Below are 18,560 nucleotides of genomic sequence, written 5' to 3' on the forward strand. Positions count from 1 at the left end.
ACACACAATGCTGGTACCCTATGTCGTCATCTCCACTCTACAAACAGATTCTGAAGGGAATCGCGTTAGCGCTGCTCGCGATGATCCAGCCTGTGAGTGCAGATGACGAATTTAACCTGCGGATCCTCGAGATGGACACTCCGCTGGAAAACACCTCAACGCTAAAAAATTTCATCAATGATAATGGCTTACTGCCGGGAAACTTTCTGACGACCATTATGTGGGATCGGGATGTTCTGGATAAACGCACGGTGAGTTGGATCTTGTCTGACGATAAGCAGCGCCTGTTACCGGAGCTGACCAAAGCGGATCTGCGTGCATTAGGGGTAAAAGTCGACACGATCCCGGACATGAAAGATCTGGATGATGCGCTGATAATCGATGACATCTCCCATTTTATTGATAATGCCCGCTACGATTACGACCAGGATAATCAGACTCTCAAGCTGGTGATCCCGCAAAAATACCGCGATCAGGCTGCGGCCGGGGCTATCGAGCCGAAATTCTGGGATGACGGTGCTCCCGCCGCCTGGACAAGCTACCAGTTTAGCGGCTCTCAGCAGCACTATCGTTCTGGTAAAACGTCATCTGCATGGCTTGGCCTGGAGTCGGGGATCAACCTCGGGGCGTGGCGGTTGCGTAACAACAGCACCTGGAGTGACAACGCCGGTTGGGATGCAATCGCCAGTACGCTGCAACGTGATATCAAAACCCTGCAAAGCCAGCTTGAGATAGGCCAGACGTACACTAACGGCGAGCTTTTCGACAGCGTCCAAATGACCGGCGTGAAGCTGGAAACGGATACTTCCATGCTGCCCACCAGCCAGCAGGGGTTTGCCCCCGTGGTGCGTGGTATCGCAAATAGCGATGCAAAAGTCACCATCAGGCAAAACGGCTACACCATTTATCAAAGCAACGTCTCTCCGGGGCCATTTGAGATCCGCGATTTAAGCCAGGTCACATCCGGCGCGGATCTGGAGGTGACGGTGGAAGAGGCCGACGGCAGCGAACACAGCTTCATCCAGGCCAGTGCATCGGTTCCGGTGCTACAGCGGGAAGGAGCATTTAAATATTCGCTGGCAGCAGGGCGTTATCGCGGTAATGAAGGTGAGGACGAGCCCCCTTTTCTGCAAGGGACGGTCATTTACGGCCTGCCTTATGGCGTAACAACATACGCCGGCGCGCTCGTTGCATCGTCGTATCAGGCTATGCTGGCGGGAACAGGGGCCGATCTTGGCCGTTTCGGATCGGCATCCGTGGATGTGACCGCCGCCCGTACGGCTTTTGATGATGGACGAGATGATGCCCGCGGGATGTCATGGCGTGCGCAGTATTCCAGGGATATTCCGGATACAGACACCACCGTGACGCTTGCCAGCTACCGTTATTCCACCTCAGGGTTTTATACCTTTCAGGAAGCTGTCGACCAGCGTGACAGCGAGATTGACGATGGGATTTATACCTATCGGCGAACCAATAATCGGCGCAGCCGCATGCAGGTTAATCTTTCCCAACGCGTTTCGGACTGGGGATCGGCTTACCTTAATGGTTATCAGCAGGATTACTGGAACATGGCGGGACACGAGCGCAGCGTCAGTGCGGGGCTAAGCTCCGGCTGGCGCGGTATAACCTGGTCGGTAAGCTACAGCCTGACGCGTACGCCGGACTCCAATACCGATCGGCAAATGGCGTTGATGGTCAACGTACCTCTTTCACGCTGGTTAGCGAACGCCTGGTCAACTTACAGCGCCAACACTGCCAGCGGTGGATTCGTTTCGCATCAGGTAGGGATCGGCGGCACGGCACTTGAGAACAATAACCTCAGCTATAACCTCCAGCAGACCTATGCCAGTCACGATACTGGCTATGGTGGCAGTGTATCCGGGCGCTACCGGGGATCTGCCGGTGATGTCGGGCTGGGGTATAACTACGGGGGCGATAACCGACAGTGGAACTACAGCGCGCAGGGTTCAATTGTTGCGCATGAACATGGAGTAACCCTGGGGCAATCCGTCCGCGACGCCTTTGCCATTGTCCATATCAAAGATGGCGATAACGTCAAAGTACAGAACGGGCGAGGGATCTACACCGATCGCTTTGGTAACGCGATTGTCCCTTCCCTGACGGCCTACCGGAAAAACGGTATTACGGTCAACACCCAGGATCGTGAAGATATTGAAATTGCCGCCGCTACCCAAGATGTTGTCCCAACAAAAGGTGCGGCCATCTCAGCGATTTTTGATGCACGAGTGGGGAAGCGTGCGCTTATCACGCTGCTTTTCCACGGCAAGCCGGTACCTTTCGGCGCCATTGTCACGCAGGAAAGTGCAACGGCTATCGTCGGTGATGAAGGAGAAGTCTGGCTTACCGGTCTGCATGAAGCGGTTTCCCTGAATGTGCAGTGGGGTGACGGGCGCGATCAACGGTGTGCGTGGGCGGGGGATCTCCCTCCCGGGCGCTCAGCAACTATTTTGAAAATGACGGTAAATTGCCAATGAGGCGTAGCAAAGAACTATTCATCAGCGCAATGGCTGGCCTAATCATGCTGTTTTCAGCTCCGGCCTTCGCAACTTGTACATTTACGGGAGGCGGAAGTAGCGGGGGAATTGTTACCTTCAACATTCCCGCTGTCATACAGCTTGAGCCAGACGTTCAGGTCGGTACCATTATTTATGACGCCAGCGTGGAATCAGGTGAAATTGCGCAAAGATGTGATGGTGATTCCGTTCGGGTACGTAGAGGCTATCTCTCATTGAGTGATGCTGATGCACGTGAAGATGTTTTACCCGGAGTGTATAAAACCAACGTGGCCGGGATTGGCATTCGCGTTGCAGCGTCTACAACCCAGTTCCCCAGCTATACCGAAGAAGACATTATCAGGCCGGAAACTTATCTTGGCACGATCAGAAGCTTTTCAACGAATTACAATTTCCGGGCTACCGCTCAGTTGATCGTTATTGGTGAAGTCGAAGAGGGCGATCTTAATCCGTCCCTGTTAACCTCACATGAAACTTACGATAACGACGTGATAGGCGAAATTCGCTTTTCACCAACCAGTGTGCACATCACGACAAACACCTGTAACCTGGCGGATAAAAACATCTACGTGCCGCTAGAAACGGTCAATGCGCACGATTTTAACGGTCAGTATTCTGACATCCTGACCGACAGTCGTTTCAGGATTGATATTACGGACTGCGCCGCCGGGACAAAAATTGATTATCAGTTCACCAGTGCAGGGTCGACTGGCGTAACGGATGGCAATATCCTCAACATTGCTACCGGAGACAACGCTGCAAGCGGCGTAGGCATTCAAATCCTCGACAAGAACGATGCGGTGTTACAGTTCGACCAGAGCTACACGGCAATAACCCGTAGCCAGGACAACGTCCCGGTTGAGATCCCACTCAAAGCCCGTTACATCAAAACGGGAGAGGTTAAAGCCGGGAAAGTCGACGCCGTCGCGACTTTCGAACTCTTCTATCGTTAAGCCCTCCGGCCCGTTTCGGCGGGCCTTAGCGATCATTTCGCTAACTTCATTAACCCTCTATTTTCATCTGGTTAATTCTTAAACCCTTAAATCTTGTAGGGCCGCATACTGCTTGCTATGCAGCCAACGTTTCGCATATTATTCTGCGGTCATAATAATAATTCTCGTTTACGTTATCATTCACTTTTCCATCAGAGATCCATCATGGCGCTTTCCAATACTGCTCAGCCAATTAACACGTCGCTGCGTAAAATCGCGGTCGTCGTAGCCACAGCGGTTGCCGGCATGTCTGCTTATGCTCATGCCGCCGAAACCCCGAAAAAAGAAGAAACCATTACTGTTACTGCCGCACCGGCTGCGCAGGAGAGTGCCTGGGGGCCTGCGGCGACGATTGCTGCAAGGCAATCCGCAACCGGGACAAAAACTGACACCCCTATACAGAAAGTTCCGCAGTCAATTTCTGTGGTAACGGCCGAAGAGATGGCGCTGCATCAGCCTCGCTCGGTGAAAGAAGCTCTGAGCTACACCCCGGGCGTTGCGGTAGGCACGCGCGGAGCGTCCAACACCTATGACTATCTGGTGATTCGTGGTTTTGCTGCCGATGGTCAGAGCCAGAATAACTACCTCGACGGTATGAAGATGCAGGGCAACTTCTATAACGACGCGGTGATTGACCCTTATATGCTGGAGCGCGCTGAAATCATGCGTGGTCCTGTTTCCGTTCTGTACGGAAAAAGCAGCCCTGGCGGCCTGCTGAACATGGTGAGTAAGCGCCCAACAACCGAGCCGCTGAAAGAGATCCAGTTCAAAGTGGGTACCGATAGCCTGTTCCAGACCGGCTTTGATTTTAGCGATGCAATCGACGATGACGGCGTTTACTCGTACCGTCTGACGGGCGTTGCGCGTTCGAACAATTCGCAGCAGGAGGATAAAGGCGAGCAGCGTTATGCCATCGCACCATCGTTCTCATGGCGTCCGGATGATAAAACCACTTTCACGTTCCTCTCTTACTTCCAGAACGAGCCTGAAACGGGCTACTACGGCTGGCTGCCAAAAGAGGGAACGGTTGATCCGCTGCCGAACGGCGATCGTCTGCCAACTAACTTCAACGAAGGCGCGAAGAATAATACTTATTCCCGTAACCAGAAAATGGTGGGATACAGCTTCGACCACGAATTTAACGATACCTTTACCGTGCGCCAGAACCTGCGTTATGCGCAGAACAAAACCTCGCAAAACAGCGTTTACGGCTACGGTATGTGTTCCGATCCGCTCTATTCGAGTAATCCTGCATCCAGCCCTTGCGCGAGCGTTCCTCAGTCGCAGTGGGGACATACGCTGACTCGCCAGTATGTAATTGATAACGAGAAGCTGGAAAACTTCACTGTTGACACGCAGTTGCAGAGCAAGTTCGCGACGGGTTCTGTCGAGCATACTCTGCTAACTGGCGTTGATTTCATGCGCATGCGTAATGACATTGACTCGTGGTTCGGCTATGCCGGCTCCGTTGCACCATCTGATATCTATAACCTCGATCGTAGTGACTTCGATTTCGGTTCTCATCCTGGACCGTCAGGCGCTTATCAGGTACTGAACAAACAAAAGCAGACCGGTATTTATGCCCAGGATCAGATCGAGTGGGATAAAGTCCTGGTGACGCTGGGCGGTCGTTATGACTGGGCCGATCAGGAATCATACAACCGAGTGTTGAACACCACCTCCGAGCGTGATGACACTCAGTTCACCTGGCGTGGCGGTGTTAACTACCTGTTTGATAACGGTATTACACCGTACTTTAGCTATAGCGAGTCGTTTGAACCGGCTTCTCAGACCGGAGCGAACGGCAACGTCTTTGCACCGTCTAAAGGCAAGCAGTACGAAGCGGGCGTGAAATATGTGCCGAACGATCGTCCTATCGTCATTACTGGTGCGGTGTATCAGCTAACCAAAACCAACAACCTGATGGCTGACCCTGCGGGTTCATTCTTCTCGGTTGAAGGCGGCGAAATCCGTGCGCGTGGTGTTGAACTGGAAGCGAAAGCGGCACTGTCTGCGAGCGTGAACGTTGTGGGTTCCTATACCTACACTGATGCGGAATACACCACTGATACCAACTACAAAGGCAACACGCCAGCCCAGGTGCCTAAGCACATGGCATCCGTCTGGGGTGATTACACCATGTTTGATGGCCCGCTGTCTGGCCTGACGCTGGGTACAGGTGTCCGATATACCGGCTCCAGTAAAGGTGACCCGGCGAACTCCTTCACCGTGGGGAGCTACACCCTGGTCGATGCCCTGGTCAGATACGACCTGGCGCGCGTGGGCATGGCAGGTTCCAACATTGCGCTTCACGTGAACAACTTGTTCGACCGTGAGTATGTTGCCAGCTGCTTTAACACCTATGGCTGCTTCTGGGGTGCTGAACGCCAGGTTGTTGCCACCGCGACCTTCCGCTTCTAACCTCTTTATGGGCACGGTTCGCCGTGCCCTTTTTATTTAAGTTGGCTGACATGCAGGATAATAAAACGCAATCCGACTCCACCTTCACGCTTAACAATCTCTCCTTTCGCGTATCCGGGCGCACCTTGCTGCATCCGCTCTCTTTGACGTTTCCCGCAGGTAAAGTTACCGGTTTAATCGGGCACAATGGTTCCGGTAAATCGACGCTGCTGAAGATGCTGGGTCGTCATCAGCCGCCGTCCGAGGGCGACATATTGCTGGATGACCAGCCGCTGGCGAGCTGGAGCAGTAAGGCCTTTGCCCGCAAGGTGGCCTATCTGCCGCAGCAGTTGCCGCAGGCGGAGGGGATGACGGTGCGCGAGCTGGTGGCGATTGGACGTTATCCGTGGCACGGTGCGCTCGGGCGTTTTGGCGTCGCTGACAGAGAGAAAGTGGAAGAGGCGATCGCGCTGGTTGGGTTAAAACCGCTGGCGCACCGTCTGGTGGATAGCCTGTCCGGTGGCGAGCGTCAGCGCGCATGGATCGCGATGCTGGTGGCGCAGGACAGCCGCTGCCTGCTGCTCGACGAACCCACTTCGGCGCTGGATATTGCTCATCAGGTTGACGTCCTGGCGCTGGTGCATCGCTTAAGTCAGCAGCGCGGCCTGACGGTGATTGCCGTTCTGCATGATATCAACATGGCGGCACGCTATTGCGACTACCTGGTAGCGCTGCGCGGCGGTGAAATGATCGCTCAGGGTACGCCTGCCGAACTGATGCGCAGCGAAACGCTGGAACATATCTACGGTATTCCTATGGGCATCCTGCCTCACCCAGCCGGGGCTGCACCCGTGAGCTTTGTCTACTGATGCTGGATTCAACATTCATTAGCCGCCGTCGCCTGCTGACGGCCATGGCGCTCTCACCGCTGCTGTTAAAGATGGGCCCGGCCCGCGCTGCGGCTATCGATCCGCACCGCATCGTGGCGCTGGAGTGGTTGCCCGTCGAACTGATGATGGCGCTTGGCGTGACGCCTTACGGCGTGGCCGATATTCCCAACTACACCCTGTGGGTGAATGAGCCAAAACTGCCGGACTCCGTCATCGACATTGGCCTGCGTACGGAGCCGAACCTTGAGCTTCTCACCCAGATGAAACCGTCTTATTTATTCTGGTCTGCGGGGTATGGCCCGTCGGAAGAGACCATGGCGAAGATTGCGCCAGGGCGGGGCTTTTCCTTTAGCGACGGCAAAAAGCCGCTGACCATGGCAAAAAATTCCATCCACGAGATGGCGCAGTTTCTCAACCGTGAGGCTCAGGCGAAAAAACATCTCGATGAATTTGATGCGCTGATTGATTCCCTCAAGCCGCGCTTTGCCCACCGTGGCGATCGGCCTTTGCTGATGGTAACCCTGCTGGATGCCCGCCATATGCTGGTCTTTGGAAATAACTGTCTGTTCCAGGAAGTGCTCGACAGCTTTGGCATTCGCAATGCCTGGGAAGGCGAGATGACATTCTGGGGCAGTACCGCCGTGGGTATTGACCGTCTGGCGGCGTTTCGTGATGTGGACGTGCTGTGCTTCGATCACGGGAACGAGCGCGAGATGCAAACCCTGATGGCGACCCCGCTCTGGCAGGCAATGCCGTTCGTCCGCGAGCAGCGCTTCCTGCGCGCGCCAGCGGTATGGTTCTACGGCGCGACGCTGTCGGCAATGCATTTTGCCCGCGTGCTGGACAATGCACTGGGAGGCAAGGCATGAGCACGCGTATGGCTCGTTTCCCAATGTTGCTGTTAGCGCTCATTTTTCTGGCTGCCCTGATGTTAACCGGCTTTAACCTGAGCACGGCGTTACCGCGCGATCAATGGGCAGCCGCGTTTGCCGCACCGGATATCGATAATATTCAGCAAATGCTGTTCCACTACAGCCTGCTGCCGCGTCTGGCTATCTCCCTGCTGGTCGGGGCGGGGCTGGGACTGGTGGGCGTACTGTTTCAGCAGGTGCTGCGTAACCCGCTTGCAGAGCCGACCACGCTGGGCGTGGCGACGGGGGCTCAGCTGGGGATCACCATCACCACTCTCTGGACCCTGCCGGGAGCGTTAACCTCGCAGTTTGCCGCGCTGGCAGGCGCATGTGTGGTCGGTGCGCTGGTCTTTGGCGTGGCCTGGGGAAAACGTCTCTCGCCGGTCACGCTGATCCTCGCGGGGCTGGTCGTCAGCCTCTACTGTGGGGCGATCAACCAGCTGCTGGTGCTGTTTCACCACGACCAGCTGCAAAGCATGTTTATGTGGAGTACCGGCACGCTCACCCAGACCGACTGGAGTATCGTCCAGCGCCTGTGGCCGCAGCTGTTCGGCGGCGTGGTGCTGACGCTGCTGCTGCTGCGTCCGCTGACGCTGATGGGCCTCGATGACGGCGTGGCGCGCAATCTGGGGCTGGCGCTGTCGCTGGCGCGTCTGGCGGCCCTGACCCTGGCGATTGTGCTGAGCGCGTTACTGGTTAACGCCGTCGGCATCATCGGGTTTATCGGCCTGTTTGCGCCGTTGCTGGCAAAAATGCTCGGCGCGCGCCGTCTGCTGGCGCGTCTGATGCTGGCTCCGCTGATTGGCGCGCTGATCCTCTGGCTTTCCGATCAACTCATTCTCTGGCTGGCGCGCGTCTGGATGGAAGTTTCCACGGGCTCGGTGACGGCTCTGATCGGCGCGCCGCTGCTGCTGTGGCTGTTGCCGCGCCTGCGCAGCATTAGCGCCCCGGCAATGGATGCCGGCGATAAAGTACATGCCGAACGTCAGTCGGTGGTGTGGTTCAGCCTTGCCGGGCTGGCGGTGCTGGTTATCGCCTCGTTTGCCGCACTCTCGCTGGGACGCGACGCCACGGGCTGGCACTGGGCGACGGGGGATTTGCTGCATGAACTCATGCAGTGGCGCTGGCCGCGGATCTTCTCCGCGCTGATTGCGGGCGTCATGCTGGCGGTGGCGGGCTGTATTATCCAGCGTCTCACCGGCAACCCGATGGCAAGCCCGGAAGTATTAGGGATCAGCTCCGGGGCCGCGTTTGGCGTAGTGTTAATGTTGTTCCTCGTGCCGGGAAATGCGTTCGGCTGGCTGATGCCTGCCGGGAGTATCGGCGCGGCAGTCACGCTGATGATTATCCTGATCGCCTCCGGGCGAGGGGGGTTCTCACCTCACCGCATGCTGCTGGCCGGGATGGCGCTCAGCACCGCGTTTACTATGCTGCTGATGATGTTGCAGGCGAGCGGCGATCCGCGCATGGCGCAGATCCTGACCTGGATTTCCGGTTCAACGTACAACGCTACCGGCAGTCAGGTGGTGCATACCGGGATTGTGATGATCGTACTGCTGGCGATTGTGCCGCTGTGCCGTCGCTGGATGACCATTCTGCCGCTGGGTGGGGATACCGCCCGCGCGGTCGGGGTGGCGCTGACGCCAACGCGTATCGCCCTGTTGCTGCTGGCCGCGTGCCTGACGGCGACGGCCACCATGACTATCGGCCCGCTCAGTTTTGTCGGATTAATGGCGCCGCATATCGCCCGTATGATGGGCTTCCGCAGGACTTTGCCGCATATCGTGATCTCTGCGCTGACGGGCGGATCGATCCTGGTCTTTGCTGACTGGTGCGGAAGGATGGTGCTGTTCCCGTATCAGATCCCGGCGGGCCTGCTGTCGACCTTTATCGGCGCGCCGTACTTTATATATCTGTTGAGAAAGCAAAGTCGGTAATAAAAGTAAACGGCAATCCTTAGATTGCCGTTTTAGTGTTTGCTCCCTCTCCCCTGTGGGAGAGGGTTGGGGTGAGGGCATCAAGCCGCACATTTTACAGCTTCGCAAACACCTTACGCGCTGCGTCGATGGTGTTATTGATATCTTCTTCGCTGTGCGCCACGGACATAAAGCCCGCTTCAAACGCTGACGGGGCCAGATACACGCCTTCTTCCAGCATCAGATGGAAGAAGCGTTTGAAGCGTTCCACGTCGCATTTCACCACGTCCTGATAGCAGGTCACGGTTTTCGCATCGGTGAAGAAAATCCCGAACATCCCGCCGACGTGGTTTACCACCAGCGGAATACCCGCGTCTTCTGCGGCTTCCAGTAGACCGTTTGCCAGCTGCGTCGTCCGGTCCGTCAGGGTTTCGTGGATACCCGGCTGCGCCACTTCGGTCAGACAGGCAAAGCCCGCCGCCATCGCAATCGGGTTACCGGAGAGCGTACCCGCCTGGTAAACCGGACCGGTTGGCGCCAGCGCGTCCATTACGTCCTTACGGCCGCCAAACGCGCCGACAGGCATGCCGCCGCCAATGATTTTGCCGAGGCAGGTCAGATCCGGCTCAACGCCGTAGTATGACTGCGCCCCCGCCAGCGCGACGCGGAAACCGGTCATCACTTCGTCGATGATCAGCAGCGCGCCGAACTCATCGCACAGCGCGCGCAGGCCCGGCAGGAAATCCGGCTGCGGTGGAATACAGTTCATGTTGCCCGCCACCGGTTCAACGATGATGCAGGCGATCTCCTGCGGATACTGCCCGAACGCGGCGCGAACGGTGTTCAGATCGTTATAGGTGCAGGTCAGCGTGTGTTTCGCGAAATCAGCCGGCACCCCCGGGGAGTTCGGTTGACCGAGCGTCAGCGCGCCGGAACCGGCTTTTACCAGCAGGCAGTCGGCGTGGCCGTGATAACAACCTTCGAACTTGATGATCTTGTCACGACCGGTAAAACCGCGCGCCAGACGGATAGCGCTCATGGTCGCTTCGGTACCGGAGTTCACCATACGCACCATGTCCATCGTTGGCACCAGCTCGGTGACCAACTCCGCCATTTTGACTTCCATCTCGGTTGGCGCGCCGAAGCTCAGGCCGCGCTGAGCGGCTTCAATCACCGCGTTGCGGATCGCCGGGTGGTTGTGCCCCAGTACCATCGGGCCCCAGGAGCCGACGTAATCGACATAGGCTTTACCATCCACATCATACAGATATGCCCCATCCGCACGTTCGATAAACAGCGGGGTGCCACCCACGCCGGTAAAGGCGCGCACGGGTGAATTCACGCCGCCTGGGATAAGCTCGCGGGCTGCGCTGTAGAGGTTTTCAGACTTGCTCATGGCGTCGTTCCTGGTTCGTAGAAATAAGTTAAGGCAACTATTCTAAGTGATTCGGAAGAGGTTATAAAATTTTTGCCCCTCAGAAGGCTTAACAATTGTTAAGTATTTTTCAGGGGACGAGGGGATTGTCTCTGGTAGAATCCCTGCGCCTTTTGTATGACGAAACAGAACAGGTAATGAACGAGAACACACCTTCTTTTGAACAACAACAGTTTACGCGCGCGAAGCACCGGGTCAGTATCCGGCGGCTGCTCAACCGTGACAAAACCCCGTTAGCCATTCTGCTGGCAGCCGCCGTGGTCGGTACGCTGGCCGGGCTGGTGGGGGTCGCATTCGAGAAAGCGGTCAACGCGGTGCTCAACTGGCGCATAGGTACCGTCGCCAGCTTTGCCGATCGGGAATGGCTGGTCTGGGTGTGGGCCTTTGGCCTTTCGGCGCTGTTTGCCATGGTGGGGTATTTTCTGGTGCGTAAATTCGCACCTGAAGCAGGTGGCTCGGGGATCCCTGAAATTGAGGGGGCGCTGGAGGAGCTACGCCCGGTTCGCTGGTGGCGGGTGCTTCCTGTGAAATTTATCGGCGGGATGGGAACCCTCGGGGCGGGCATGGTGCTCGGTCGGGAAGGGCCAACGGTACAGCTGGGCGGTAACGTCGGGCGCATGGTCGGCGATCTGCTCCGTATGCGCAGCGCCGAAGCACGGCATACGCTGCTGGCGACGGGGGCCGCAGCGGGGCTGTCTGCGGCGTTTAACGCGCCGCTGGCGGGTATCCTGTTTATCATTGAAGAGATGCGTGCCCAGTTCCGCTACAACCTGATCTCCATTAAAGCGGTGTTTACCGGCGTGATTATGTCGAGCATTGTCTTTCGCGTCTTTAACGGCGAAGGAGCGGTGATTGAAGTTGGCAAGCTGACCAATGCGCCGGTCAATACTTTATGGCTGTATCTGGTTCTTGGGATGATTTTTGGCGTCGTCGGCCCGCTTTTTAACACCCTGATTTTACGGGCGCAGGATATGTTTCAGCGCATCCATGGCGGAAATACCACGAAATGGGTGCTGGTGGGAGGCCTGCTTGGCGGCGTGTGCGGGATCCTCGGCTTTATCGAACCGAATGCGGCGGGCGGTGGTTTCGGCCTGATTCCCATTGCCGCGGCGGGGAATTTCAGCGTAGGCCTGCTGCTGTTTATGTTTATTTCACGCGTCATCACCACGGTATTGTGCTTCTCCTCTGGCGCCCCGGGCGGCATTTTTGCTCCGATGCTGGCACTGGGGACGCTGCTGGGTACGGCGTTCGGGATGGCGGCGGCGGCAGGTTTCCCGGCCTACCATCTGGATGCGGGGACGTTTGCGGTTGCGGGAATGGGGGCGCTGCTGGCGGCCTCCCTGCGCGCGCCGCTGACCGGGATCGTACTGGTGCTGGAAATGACCGACAATTACCAGCTCATTTTGCCAATGATCATTACCTGTCTCGGCGCGACACTATTAGCCCAATTCCTGGGTGGAAAACCGCTATACTCCACCATTCTTGCCCGTACCCTGGCGAAACAGGAAGCTGAACAGGCCCTGAAGCAGAATACTTGAATGAATTACCAGGGTATTAGATAATGACAAAAAGAATTGGGTGATTTTTGCCCAATAGCAGTCGCAGTATTCATGGGAGCATAAGATGAGTGATGACGTAGCGTTGCCGCTGGAATTTACCGAAGCAGCAGCGAAAAAAGTGAAAACCCTGATTGCCGACGAGGACAATCCGGATCTGAAACTGCGTGTTTATATTACCGGCGGCGGCTGTAGTGGCTTCCAGTATGGTTTTACCTTTGACGATCAGGTTAACGATGGTGATATGACTATCGAGAAACAGGGCGTCGCGCTGGTGGTTGACCCGATGAGCCTGCAATATCTGGTGGGCGGTTCAGTGGACTACACTGAAGGTCTGGAAGGTTCGCGCTTTGTGGTGACTAACCCGAATGCGACCAGCACCTGCGGGTGTGGTTCTTCGTTCAGTATTTAAGCCTGAACGCAGATTGTAGGCCCGGTAAGCGAAGCGCTACCGGGCTTATAAACGACGCCTATCTTGAATTTTCATCCAGCGCAAACGTCGGCAGCTTCAGGTGCCAGCGTATCGCCGCTAAACGGATCACCAGCGTGACCACCATCCCCAGCATCGCCGCATTCTCCAGCGGGACAGCAAAGGTGTAATACGCCGTGGCGTGAACAATCCCCCCGATGATACAGGCCGTCGCGTAGATTTCTGTTCGCAGGATCATCGGGACTTCTCGCGCCAGTATGTCGCGAATAATCCCTCCGCCCACGCCGGTTAACACGCCCATGCAGATCGCCACCAGCGGGCCAGTCCCGGCAATAAAGGCTTTATTCACGCCTATTCCCACAAAGACCGCCAGACCGACGGCATCCAGCACCGGCAATATCCATTTTGGCAGTCTGCGAGGCTGACGAACCAGCACGATGGTTAACAGGCAGGTGACCATCGCCACCACCAGATCCGTGGGATCTTTTACCCAAAATACCGGGCCATTTGCCAGCGCCATATCGCGGATCGTTCCGCCTCCCACCGCCGTAACAACGCCGAGTACCAGTACGCCAAAAGGATCCATGCGTAGTTTTCCGGCAAGCAAAACGCCGGAGATAGCAAAAACGGCTGTGCCAAGAATATCCAGCCAATACACGAGCATCGTTAAATCCTCGAAGGGGGTATTTATCTGTTTGAGTGACTCTCTGCCAGTTCGGCGCAGAGTTGTTTTGCGGCGAGGATAATACGCGGGCTGGCGCGTTCAAACCAGTCGCTGTTGAGTGCGATGACCGGAATTTTAAGCTGCCGATGCCAGAATTGTTCTATTTTAGGAATCTCGCTCGCATTTCCGACCACCACAATGGCCTGCGGTTGTCGTGCCAGAACCTGCTCACGACTGACCTGGGGCCAGGGAACCCGGCTTTCGGCAAAGATATTTTCACCTCCACAGGTTTCAAGCACCTGGTTCTGGATCGAACCTCTCCCGGTAGTGAACAGCGGCTGACTGCCAAATTGCAGAAAAACGCGTTGTTTCGGTTGCGTGCCGTATCGGGCTTTTAGCGCGGCATAGTCGTTGAGCATCTGCTGTGCAGCCTGCCCGGCGCGTTGGGGGGTAGGGCTGAAGGGCGCGAGGTCACGGAGGGTTTGCGCCACCTGTTCGATGCTCACCGCGTCCACCCATTTCACCGTTATTCCCAGCGAAGAGAGCTGGTTTACCTGCCGTTCGGCATTACCGCCGCGCCAGGCGAGGACCAGATCGGGCTTCAGCGCCACGATGCGTTCCAGGTTCATTCCCTGCCAGGTGGCAACCTGTTCGATATGGGCGGCCTGCGGTGGATAATCGGAAAAGCTGCTCACCGCAACGGGCGTGATCCCGGCGGCAAACGCCAGTTCCGTATTGGCAGGGGAGAGAGTGATCACCCGCGGCGCGGCGATGAGCCAGGCCGGAGCGAGCAGAAGCAGGGCGACCAGCGCCCTGAATGACACCTTACCCACGCGCCAGTTTCTGCACCAGGGTTTCCACCATCACGGTGGACTGTTTGGCCGCTACGGCCAGGAATTCGTCGAAGCTGATGTGGGACTGCTGGTCCGCCACGTCAGAGATCGCGCGAACGACCACGAACGGCACGCTGAAGTTATGGCATACGTGCGCGATGGCCGTGGCTTCCATCTCAACGGCCACAGCCTGCGGGAAGTTATGACGGATTTTCGCCAGACCGACAGAGCCGTTGATAAAGGCATCGCCGCTGACGATCAGGCCACGCACCGCATTGAGGTTCAGCTCGTTAATGCAGCTTTCAGCGGCGGCAATCAGCTTATCATCCGCTTTAAACCCGGCCGGGCAGCCCGGAAGCTGACCATATTCGTAGCCGAATGCGGTGACATCTGCATCGTGATAACGCGCTTCGTCGGAAACCACGATATCGCCCACTTTCAGCGTCGGCGCCAGACCGCCCGCAGAACCCGTATTAATGATAACGTCAGGCTTGCAGCGCTCAAGCAGCAGGGTCGCGCCCAGTGCCGCTGCAACTTTACCGATGCCTGATTTCAGCAGAGCCACGTCAACACCGTTCAACTGGCCGGTGTAGATCTCACAGCCACCGAGGGAGAGGGTCTGACGGTTCTCAATTTTGTCACGCAGCAGCGTAACTTCTTCTTCCATTGCACCAATAATGCCGATTTTCATAGATTTACTCGCGATGTGCCTTGTTAAGATGCATAGTCTATCATGCGGTTAAGGGGAAACGCATTCTCACGCGGGGGAGCACATGGCACCAATCGATTTTCGCACCAAAATTAACTGGCACCGACGTTTCCGTTCGCCACAGGGCGATAAGAGCGAACATGAGATCCTGCGCATTTTCGAAAGCGATCGCGGACGCATCATCAACTCGCCCGCCATCCGTCGGTTACAGCAAAAAACCCAGGTGTTCCCGCTGGAGCGTAACGCCGCGGTGCGTACGCGGTTAACGCACTCCATGGAAGTGCAGCAGGTGGGGCGCTACATTGCGAAAGAGATCCTCAGTCGCCTTAAAGAGCAACGTCTGCTGGAAACCTACGGACTGGATGAACTGACCGGGCCGTTCGAAAGCATCGTTGAGATGGCCTGCCTGATGCACGATATCGGCAATCCTCCCTTTGGTCATTTCGGCGAGGCCGCCATCAATGACTGGTTTAAACAGCGGCTTTTTCCCTCTGACGCCATAAGCCAGCCGCTCAGCGATGACCGCTGTGTGGTACGCGATTTATGCCTGCGTGAAGGCGAAGATAGCCTGAACGATCTGCGCCGTAAGGTGCGCCAGGATCTGTGTCATTTCGAAGGTAACGCGCAGGGGATCCGTCTGGTGCACTCCCTGATGCGGATGAATCTGACCTGGGCCCAGGTGGGCTGTATTCTTAAATACACGCGTCCCGCATGGTGGACCGGAGAAACGCCCGCCACGCATAGCTACCTGATGAAAAAACCGGGCTATTACTTATCGGAAGAAGCATACATCGCGCGGTTGCGTAAAGAACTGTCTCTGACCCCTAATGGCCGTTTTCCATTGACATGGATTATGGAAGCGGCTGATGACATTTCTTATTGCGTGGCCGATCTGGAAGACGCGGTGGAAAAAAGAATATTCAGCGTCGAGGAGCTGTATCAGCATCTTCATGATGCCTGGGGAGAGCATGAAAAAGGTTCTCTGTTTGCGCAGGTCGTCGAGAATGCCTGGGATAAATCGCGTTCAAATTCGCTGAGCCGCAGTACCGAAGATCAGTTCTTTATGTATTTGCGGGTGAACACGCTGAATAAACTGGTGCCGTATGCGGCCGCCCGTTTCATTGATAATTTGCCGATGATATTTAGCGGGGAATTTAATCACGCCCTGCTGGAAGATGAGAGCAGTTTTAGTCAGCTTCTTGAATTATATAAAAACGTGGCTGTTCGCCATGTTTTCAGCCACCCGGATGTCGAGCAGCTGGAGCTGCAAGGATACCGGGTTATCAGCGGGTTGCTGGAGATTTATGGCCCGCTGCTTCAGCTGACGGTCGATGAGTTTAGCGAGCTGGCAAATAATGAACGTGTTCGCCGCCTGCCGATTGAATCTCGTCTCTATCAGAAGCTTTCAACCCGCCACCGGCTGGCATACATTGAAGCCGTCAGTAAAATAGATCGCCATTCTTCCCAATGGCCAGTCATGGAATATTATTATCGCTGTCGTCTTATCCAGGACTATATCAGCGGGATGACAGATTTGTATGCCTGGGATGAATACCGCAAGCTTATGGCCGTTGAATAAGCCATGAGTTTTGTAAAGACGACCAATAAATTTTTACTTTTTCCATAAACTTAATCCCGGAACTAAGCGGTATAAAACGAATCTGAGTTACACAGCAATTTTGCGTTATCTGGTAAATCGAGATTGAGAAACATGAAAAAAACCACATTAGCAATGAGTGCACTGGCTCTGAGTTTAGGTTTAGCGCTGTCCCCTCTGGCGATGGCGGCCGAGACAGCTTCCTCGGCAGCGACTGCGCAGCAGATGCCAAGCCTGGCCCCGATGCTCGAAAAAGTGATGCCATCGGTGGTGAGTATTAACGTTGAGGGCAGCACAACCGTCAATACGCCGCGTATGCCGCGTAATTTCCAGCAGTTCTTCGGCGACAATTCGCCATTCTGCCAGGACGGTTCGCCATTCCAAAGCTCCCCGTTCTGTCAGGGCGGCGGTGCAGGGGATGACGGCATGGGCGGCGGCCAGCAGCAGAAATTCATGGCACTCGGCTCGGGCGTGATTATTGATGCAGCGAAAGGCTACGTGGTGACCAATAACCACGTGGTAGATAATGCTAACACCATTAAGGTGCAGATGAGCGATGGCCGTAAATTCGATGCCAAAGTGGTTGGTAAAGACCCGCGCTCCGATATCGCGCTGATTCAAATCCAGGATCCGAAGAACCTGACGGCGATTAAGCTTGCCGACTCTGACGCGCTGCGCGTGGGTGACTACACCGTCGCCATCGGTAACCCATTTGGTCTGGGCGAAACCGTGACCTCGGGTATCGTCTCTGCGCTGGGACGTAGCGGCCTGAATGCGGAAAACTATGAAAACTTCATTCAGACGGATGCGGCCATTAACCGCGGTAACTCCGGCGGTGCGCTGGTTAACCTGAACGGTGAGCTGATCGGTATCAACACCGCTATCCTGGCACCGGACGGTGGCAACATCGGTATCGGCTTTGCTATCCCGAGCAACATGGTGAAAAACCTGACTGCGCAGATGGTGCAATATGGACAGGTGAAACGCGGTGAGCTGGGGATCATGGGTACCGAACTGAACTCCGAGCTGGCGAAAGCGATGAAAGTGGACGCTCAGCGCGGCGCATTCGTAAGCCAGGTCATGCCGAACTCTTCGGCGGCGAAAGCCGGCATTAAAGCGGGTGACGTGATCACCTCTCTGAACGGTAAGCCGATCAGCAGCTTTGCCGCCCTGCGTGCGGAAGTGGGTTCTATGCCAATCGGCAGTAAAGTGACCCTCGGCCTGCTGCGTGAAGGTAAGCCGGTTAACGTGAGCCTGGAACTGCAACAAAGCAGTCAGAATCAGGTCGATTCCAGTACCATCTTCAGCGGTATTGAAGGTGCCGAGATGAGCAACAAAGGGGCAGATAAAGGCGTGGTGGTGAACAACGTGAAAGCGAACTCACCTGCTGCCCGTATCGGCCTGAAAAAAGGTGATGTGATCATGGGCGCTAACCAGCAGCCGGTGAAAAACATCGCTGAACTGCGCAAAATTCTCGACAGCAAGCCTTCTGTGCTGGCACTGAATATTCAGCGTGGTGATACCTCTATTTATCTCCTGATGCAGTAATCTTCTTAAGCCCCTGTTCGCAGGGGCTTTCTCTTTTCTGTGACCTTTCCCACAACTCCATACATCTCTCTCTGCCTTTGGGCATCTGCACAATGCAGCCTTAGCTGAACTTCCCTATGCTTGAGCTCTGCTCACGGGAGGG

The 18,560-nt window shown here is 56.0% G+C and carries 14 protein-coding genes; 10 read left to right on the forward strand and 4 right to left on the reverse strand.

Translation table 11 applies throughout. From position 1 onward, the window contains the following. The first annotated feature begins 20 nt into the window (after window positions 1-20). The 6 genes from ACOTX5_RS12410 to fhuB all read left to right on the forward strand — a co-directional run bounded on the left by ACOTX5_RS12410 (window position 21) and on the right by fhuB (window position 9,667). A complete protein-coding gene (locus tag ACOTX5_RS12410; RefSeq protein WP_045911032.1) occupies window positions 21-2,498 on the forward strand; it encodes a fimbria/pilus outer membrane usher protein in 2,478 nt (825 codons plus the stop codon). 44 nt (window positions 2,499-2,542) lie between these two features. After that, window positions 2,543-3,490, forward strand: a complete 948-nt coding sequence (locus ACOTX5_RS12415) for a fimbrial protein (protein WP_223832641.1) — start codon at window positions 2,543-2,545, stop codon at window positions 3,488-3,490. A gap of 204 nt (window positions 3,491-3,694) precedes the next feature. Further along, window positions 3,695-5,950: a ferrichrome porin FhuA gene (gene fhuA / locus ACOTX5_RS12420; protein ID WP_033486478.1), complete on the forward strand. Its 2,256-nt coding sequence runs from the start codon at window positions 3,695-3,697 to the stop codon at window positions 5,948-5,950. A 50-nt stretch (window positions 5,951-6,000) separates the two neighbouring features. After that, entirely contained in the window at window positions 6,001-6,798 is a 798-nt protein-coding gene (fhuC, locus tag ACOTX5_RS12425; RefSeq protein WP_045911033.1) for a Fe3+-hydroxamate ABC transporter ATP-binding protein FhuC, read from the forward strand. After that, window positions 6,798-7,688, forward strand: coding sequence for a Fe(3+)-hydroxamate ABC transporter substrate-binding protein FhuD (fhuD, locus tag ACOTX5_RS12430; protein ID WP_003856240.1), 891 nt, complete (start codon window positions 6,798-6,800; stop codon window positions 7,686-7,688). The genes fhuC and fhuD overlap by 1 nt, the downstream gene beginning before the upstream one ends. After that, the gene (gene fhuB, locus ACOTX5_RS12435; RefSeq protein ID WP_234101235.1) at window positions 7,685-9,667 is read left to right on the forward strand and encodes a Fe(3+)-hydroxamate ABC transporter permease FhuB; all 1,983 of its coding nucleotides are present in this window, start codon (window positions 7,685-7,687) and stop codon (window positions 9,665-9,667) included. Before fhuD ends, fhuB begins: the two co-directional genes overlap by 4 nt. A gap of 94 nt (window positions 9,668-9,761) precedes the next feature. Here the strand turns inward: fhuB and hemL are convergent, their stop codons facing one another. Continuing rightward, window positions 9,762-11,042: a glutamate-1-semialdehyde 2,1-aminomutase gene (hemL, locus tag ACOTX5_RS12440; RefSeq protein WP_045911034.1), complete on the reverse strand. Its 1,281-nt coding sequence runs from the start codon at window positions 11,040-11,042 to the stop codon at window positions 9,762-9,764. A gap of 176 nt (window positions 11,043-11,218) precedes the next feature. On the opposite strand from hemL, the gene clcA reads away from it, so the two are divergent. Both clcA and erpA read left to right on the forward strand, forming a co-directional pair. Further along, window positions 11,219-12,619 carry a H(+)/Cl(-) exchange transporter ClcA gene (clcA, locus tag ACOTX5_RS12445; RefSeq protein WP_040117232.1) on the forward strand — a complete coding sequence of 467 codons (1,401 nt, stop codon included), beginning with the start codon at window positions 11,219-11,221 and terminating at the stop codon, window positions 12,617-12,619. 85 nt (window positions 12,620-12,704) lie between these two features. Next, on the forward strand, window positions 12,705-13,049 hold the full coding sequence (erpA, locus tag ACOTX5_RS12450) for an iron-sulfur cluster insertion protein ErpA (RefSeq protein ID WP_003856230.1): 345 nt from the start codon (window positions 12,705-12,707) through the stop codon (window positions 13,047-13,049). Window positions 13,050-13,107: 58 nt separating this feature from the next. Here the strand turns inward: erpA and ACOTX5_RS12455 are convergent, their stop codons facing one another. From ACOTX5_RS12455 to mtnN, 3 genes are read right to left on the reverse strand one after another with little or no spacing between them, the layout of a single operon-like run. Beyond that, window positions 13,108-13,731 (reverse strand): TRIC cation channel family protein, encoded by a 624-nt coding sequence (locus ACOTX5_RS12455; RefSeq protein ID WP_003856227.1) that lies wholly within the window; start codon window positions 13,729-13,731, stop codon window positions 13,108-13,110. A 23-nt stretch (window positions 13,732-13,754) separates the two neighbouring features. Further along, window positions 13,755-14,564 carry a vitamin B12 ABC transporter substrate-binding protein BtuF gene (gene btuF / locus ACOTX5_RS12460; protein WP_045911035.1) on the reverse strand — a complete coding sequence of 270 codons (810 nt, stop codon included), beginning with the start codon at window positions 14,562-14,564 and terminating at the stop codon, window positions 13,755-13,757. Beyond that, on the reverse strand, window positions 14,557-15,255 hold the full coding sequence (mtnN, locus tag ACOTX5_RS12465) for a 5'-methylthioadenosine/S-adenosylhomocysteine nucleosidase (RefSeq protein WP_003856223.1): 699 nt from the start codon (window positions 15,253-15,255) through the stop codon (window positions 14,557-14,559). Before mtnN ends, btuF begins: the two co-directional genes overlap by 8 nt. Window positions 15,256-15,337: 82 nt before the next feature. On the opposite strand from mtnN, the gene dgt reads away from it, so the two are divergent. Next, window positions 15,338-16,852 carry a dGTPase gene (gene dgt / locus ACOTX5_RS12470; RefSeq protein WP_015572717.1) on the forward strand — a complete coding sequence of 505 codons (1,515 nt, stop codon included), beginning with the start codon at window positions 15,338-15,340 and terminating at the stop codon, window positions 16,850-16,852. A 132-nt stretch (window positions 16,853-16,984) separates the two neighbouring features. Then, the gene (gene degP / locus ACOTX5_RS12475) at window positions 16,985-18,418 is read left to right on the forward strand and encodes a serine endoprotease DegP (RefSeq protein ID WP_023303104.1); all 1,434 of its coding nucleotides are present in this window, start codon (window positions 16,985-16,987) and stop codon (window positions 18,416-18,418) included. Window positions 18,419-18,560: the final 142 nt, after the last annotated feature.

The sequence above is a fragment of the Enterobacter cloacae complex sp. IR5441 genome (genome assembly GCF_049238215.1).
In the GTDB taxonomy this organism is placed as follows: domain Bacteria; phylum Pseudomonadota; class Gammaproteobacteria; order Enterobacterales; family Enterobacteriaceae; genus Enterobacter; species Enterobacter hormaechei_C.

What these genes read in the sequence shown, in the direction of transcription:
- ACOTX5_RS12410 (WP_045911032.1), top strand. Translation starts at nt 21, where the DNA reads ATGTCGTCATCTCCACTCTACAAACAGATTCTGAAGGGAATCGCGTTA.
- ACOTX5_RS12415 (WP_223832641.1), top strand. Translation starts at nt 2,543, where the DNA reads ATGCTGTTTTCAGCTCCGGCCTTCGCAACTTGTACATTTACGGGAGGC.
- fhuA (WP_033486478.1), top strand. Translation starts at nt 3,695, where the DNA reads ATGGCGCTTTCCAATACTGCTCAGCCAATTAACACGTCGCTGCGTAAA.
- fhuC (WP_045911033.1), top strand. Translation starts at nt 6,001, where the DNA reads ATGCAGGATAATAAAACGCAATCCGACTCCACCTTCACGCTTAACAAT.
- fhuD (WP_003856240.1), top strand. Translation starts at nt 6,798, where the DNA reads ATGCTGGATTCAACATTCATTAGCCGCCGTCGCCTGCTGACGGCCATG.
- fhuB (WP_234101235.1), top strand. Translation starts at nt 7,685, where the DNA reads ATGAGCACGCGTATGGCTCGTTTCCCAATGTTGCTGTTAGCGCTCATT.
- hemL (WP_045911034.1), bottom strand. Translation starts at nt 11,042, where the DNA reads ATGAGCAAGTCTGAAAACCTCTACAGCGCAGCCCGCGAGCTTATCCCA.
- clcA (WP_040117232.1), top strand. Translation starts at nt 11,219, where the DNA reads ATGAACGAGAACACACCTTCTTTTGAACAACAACAGTTTACGCGCGCG.
- erpA (WP_003856230.1), top strand. Translation starts at nt 12,705, where the DNA reads ATGAGTGATGACGTAGCGTTGCCGCTGGAATTTACCGAAGCAGCAGCG.
- ACOTX5_RS12455 (WP_003856227.1), bottom strand. Translation starts at nt 13,731, where the DNA reads ATGCTCGTGTATTGGCTGGATATTCTTGGCACAGCCGTTTTTGCTATC.
- mtnN (WP_003856223.1), bottom strand. Translation starts at nt 15,255, where the DNA reads ATGAAAATCGGCATTATTGGTGCAATGGAAGAAGAAGTTACGCTGCTG.
- dgt (WP_015572717.1), top strand. Translation starts at nt 15,338, where the DNA reads ATGGCACCAATCGATTTTCGCACCAAAATTAACTGGCACCGACGTTTC.
- degP (WP_023303104.1), top strand. Translation starts at nt 16,985, where the DNA reads ATGAAAAAAACCACATTAGCAATGAGTGCACTGGCTCTGAGTTTAGGT.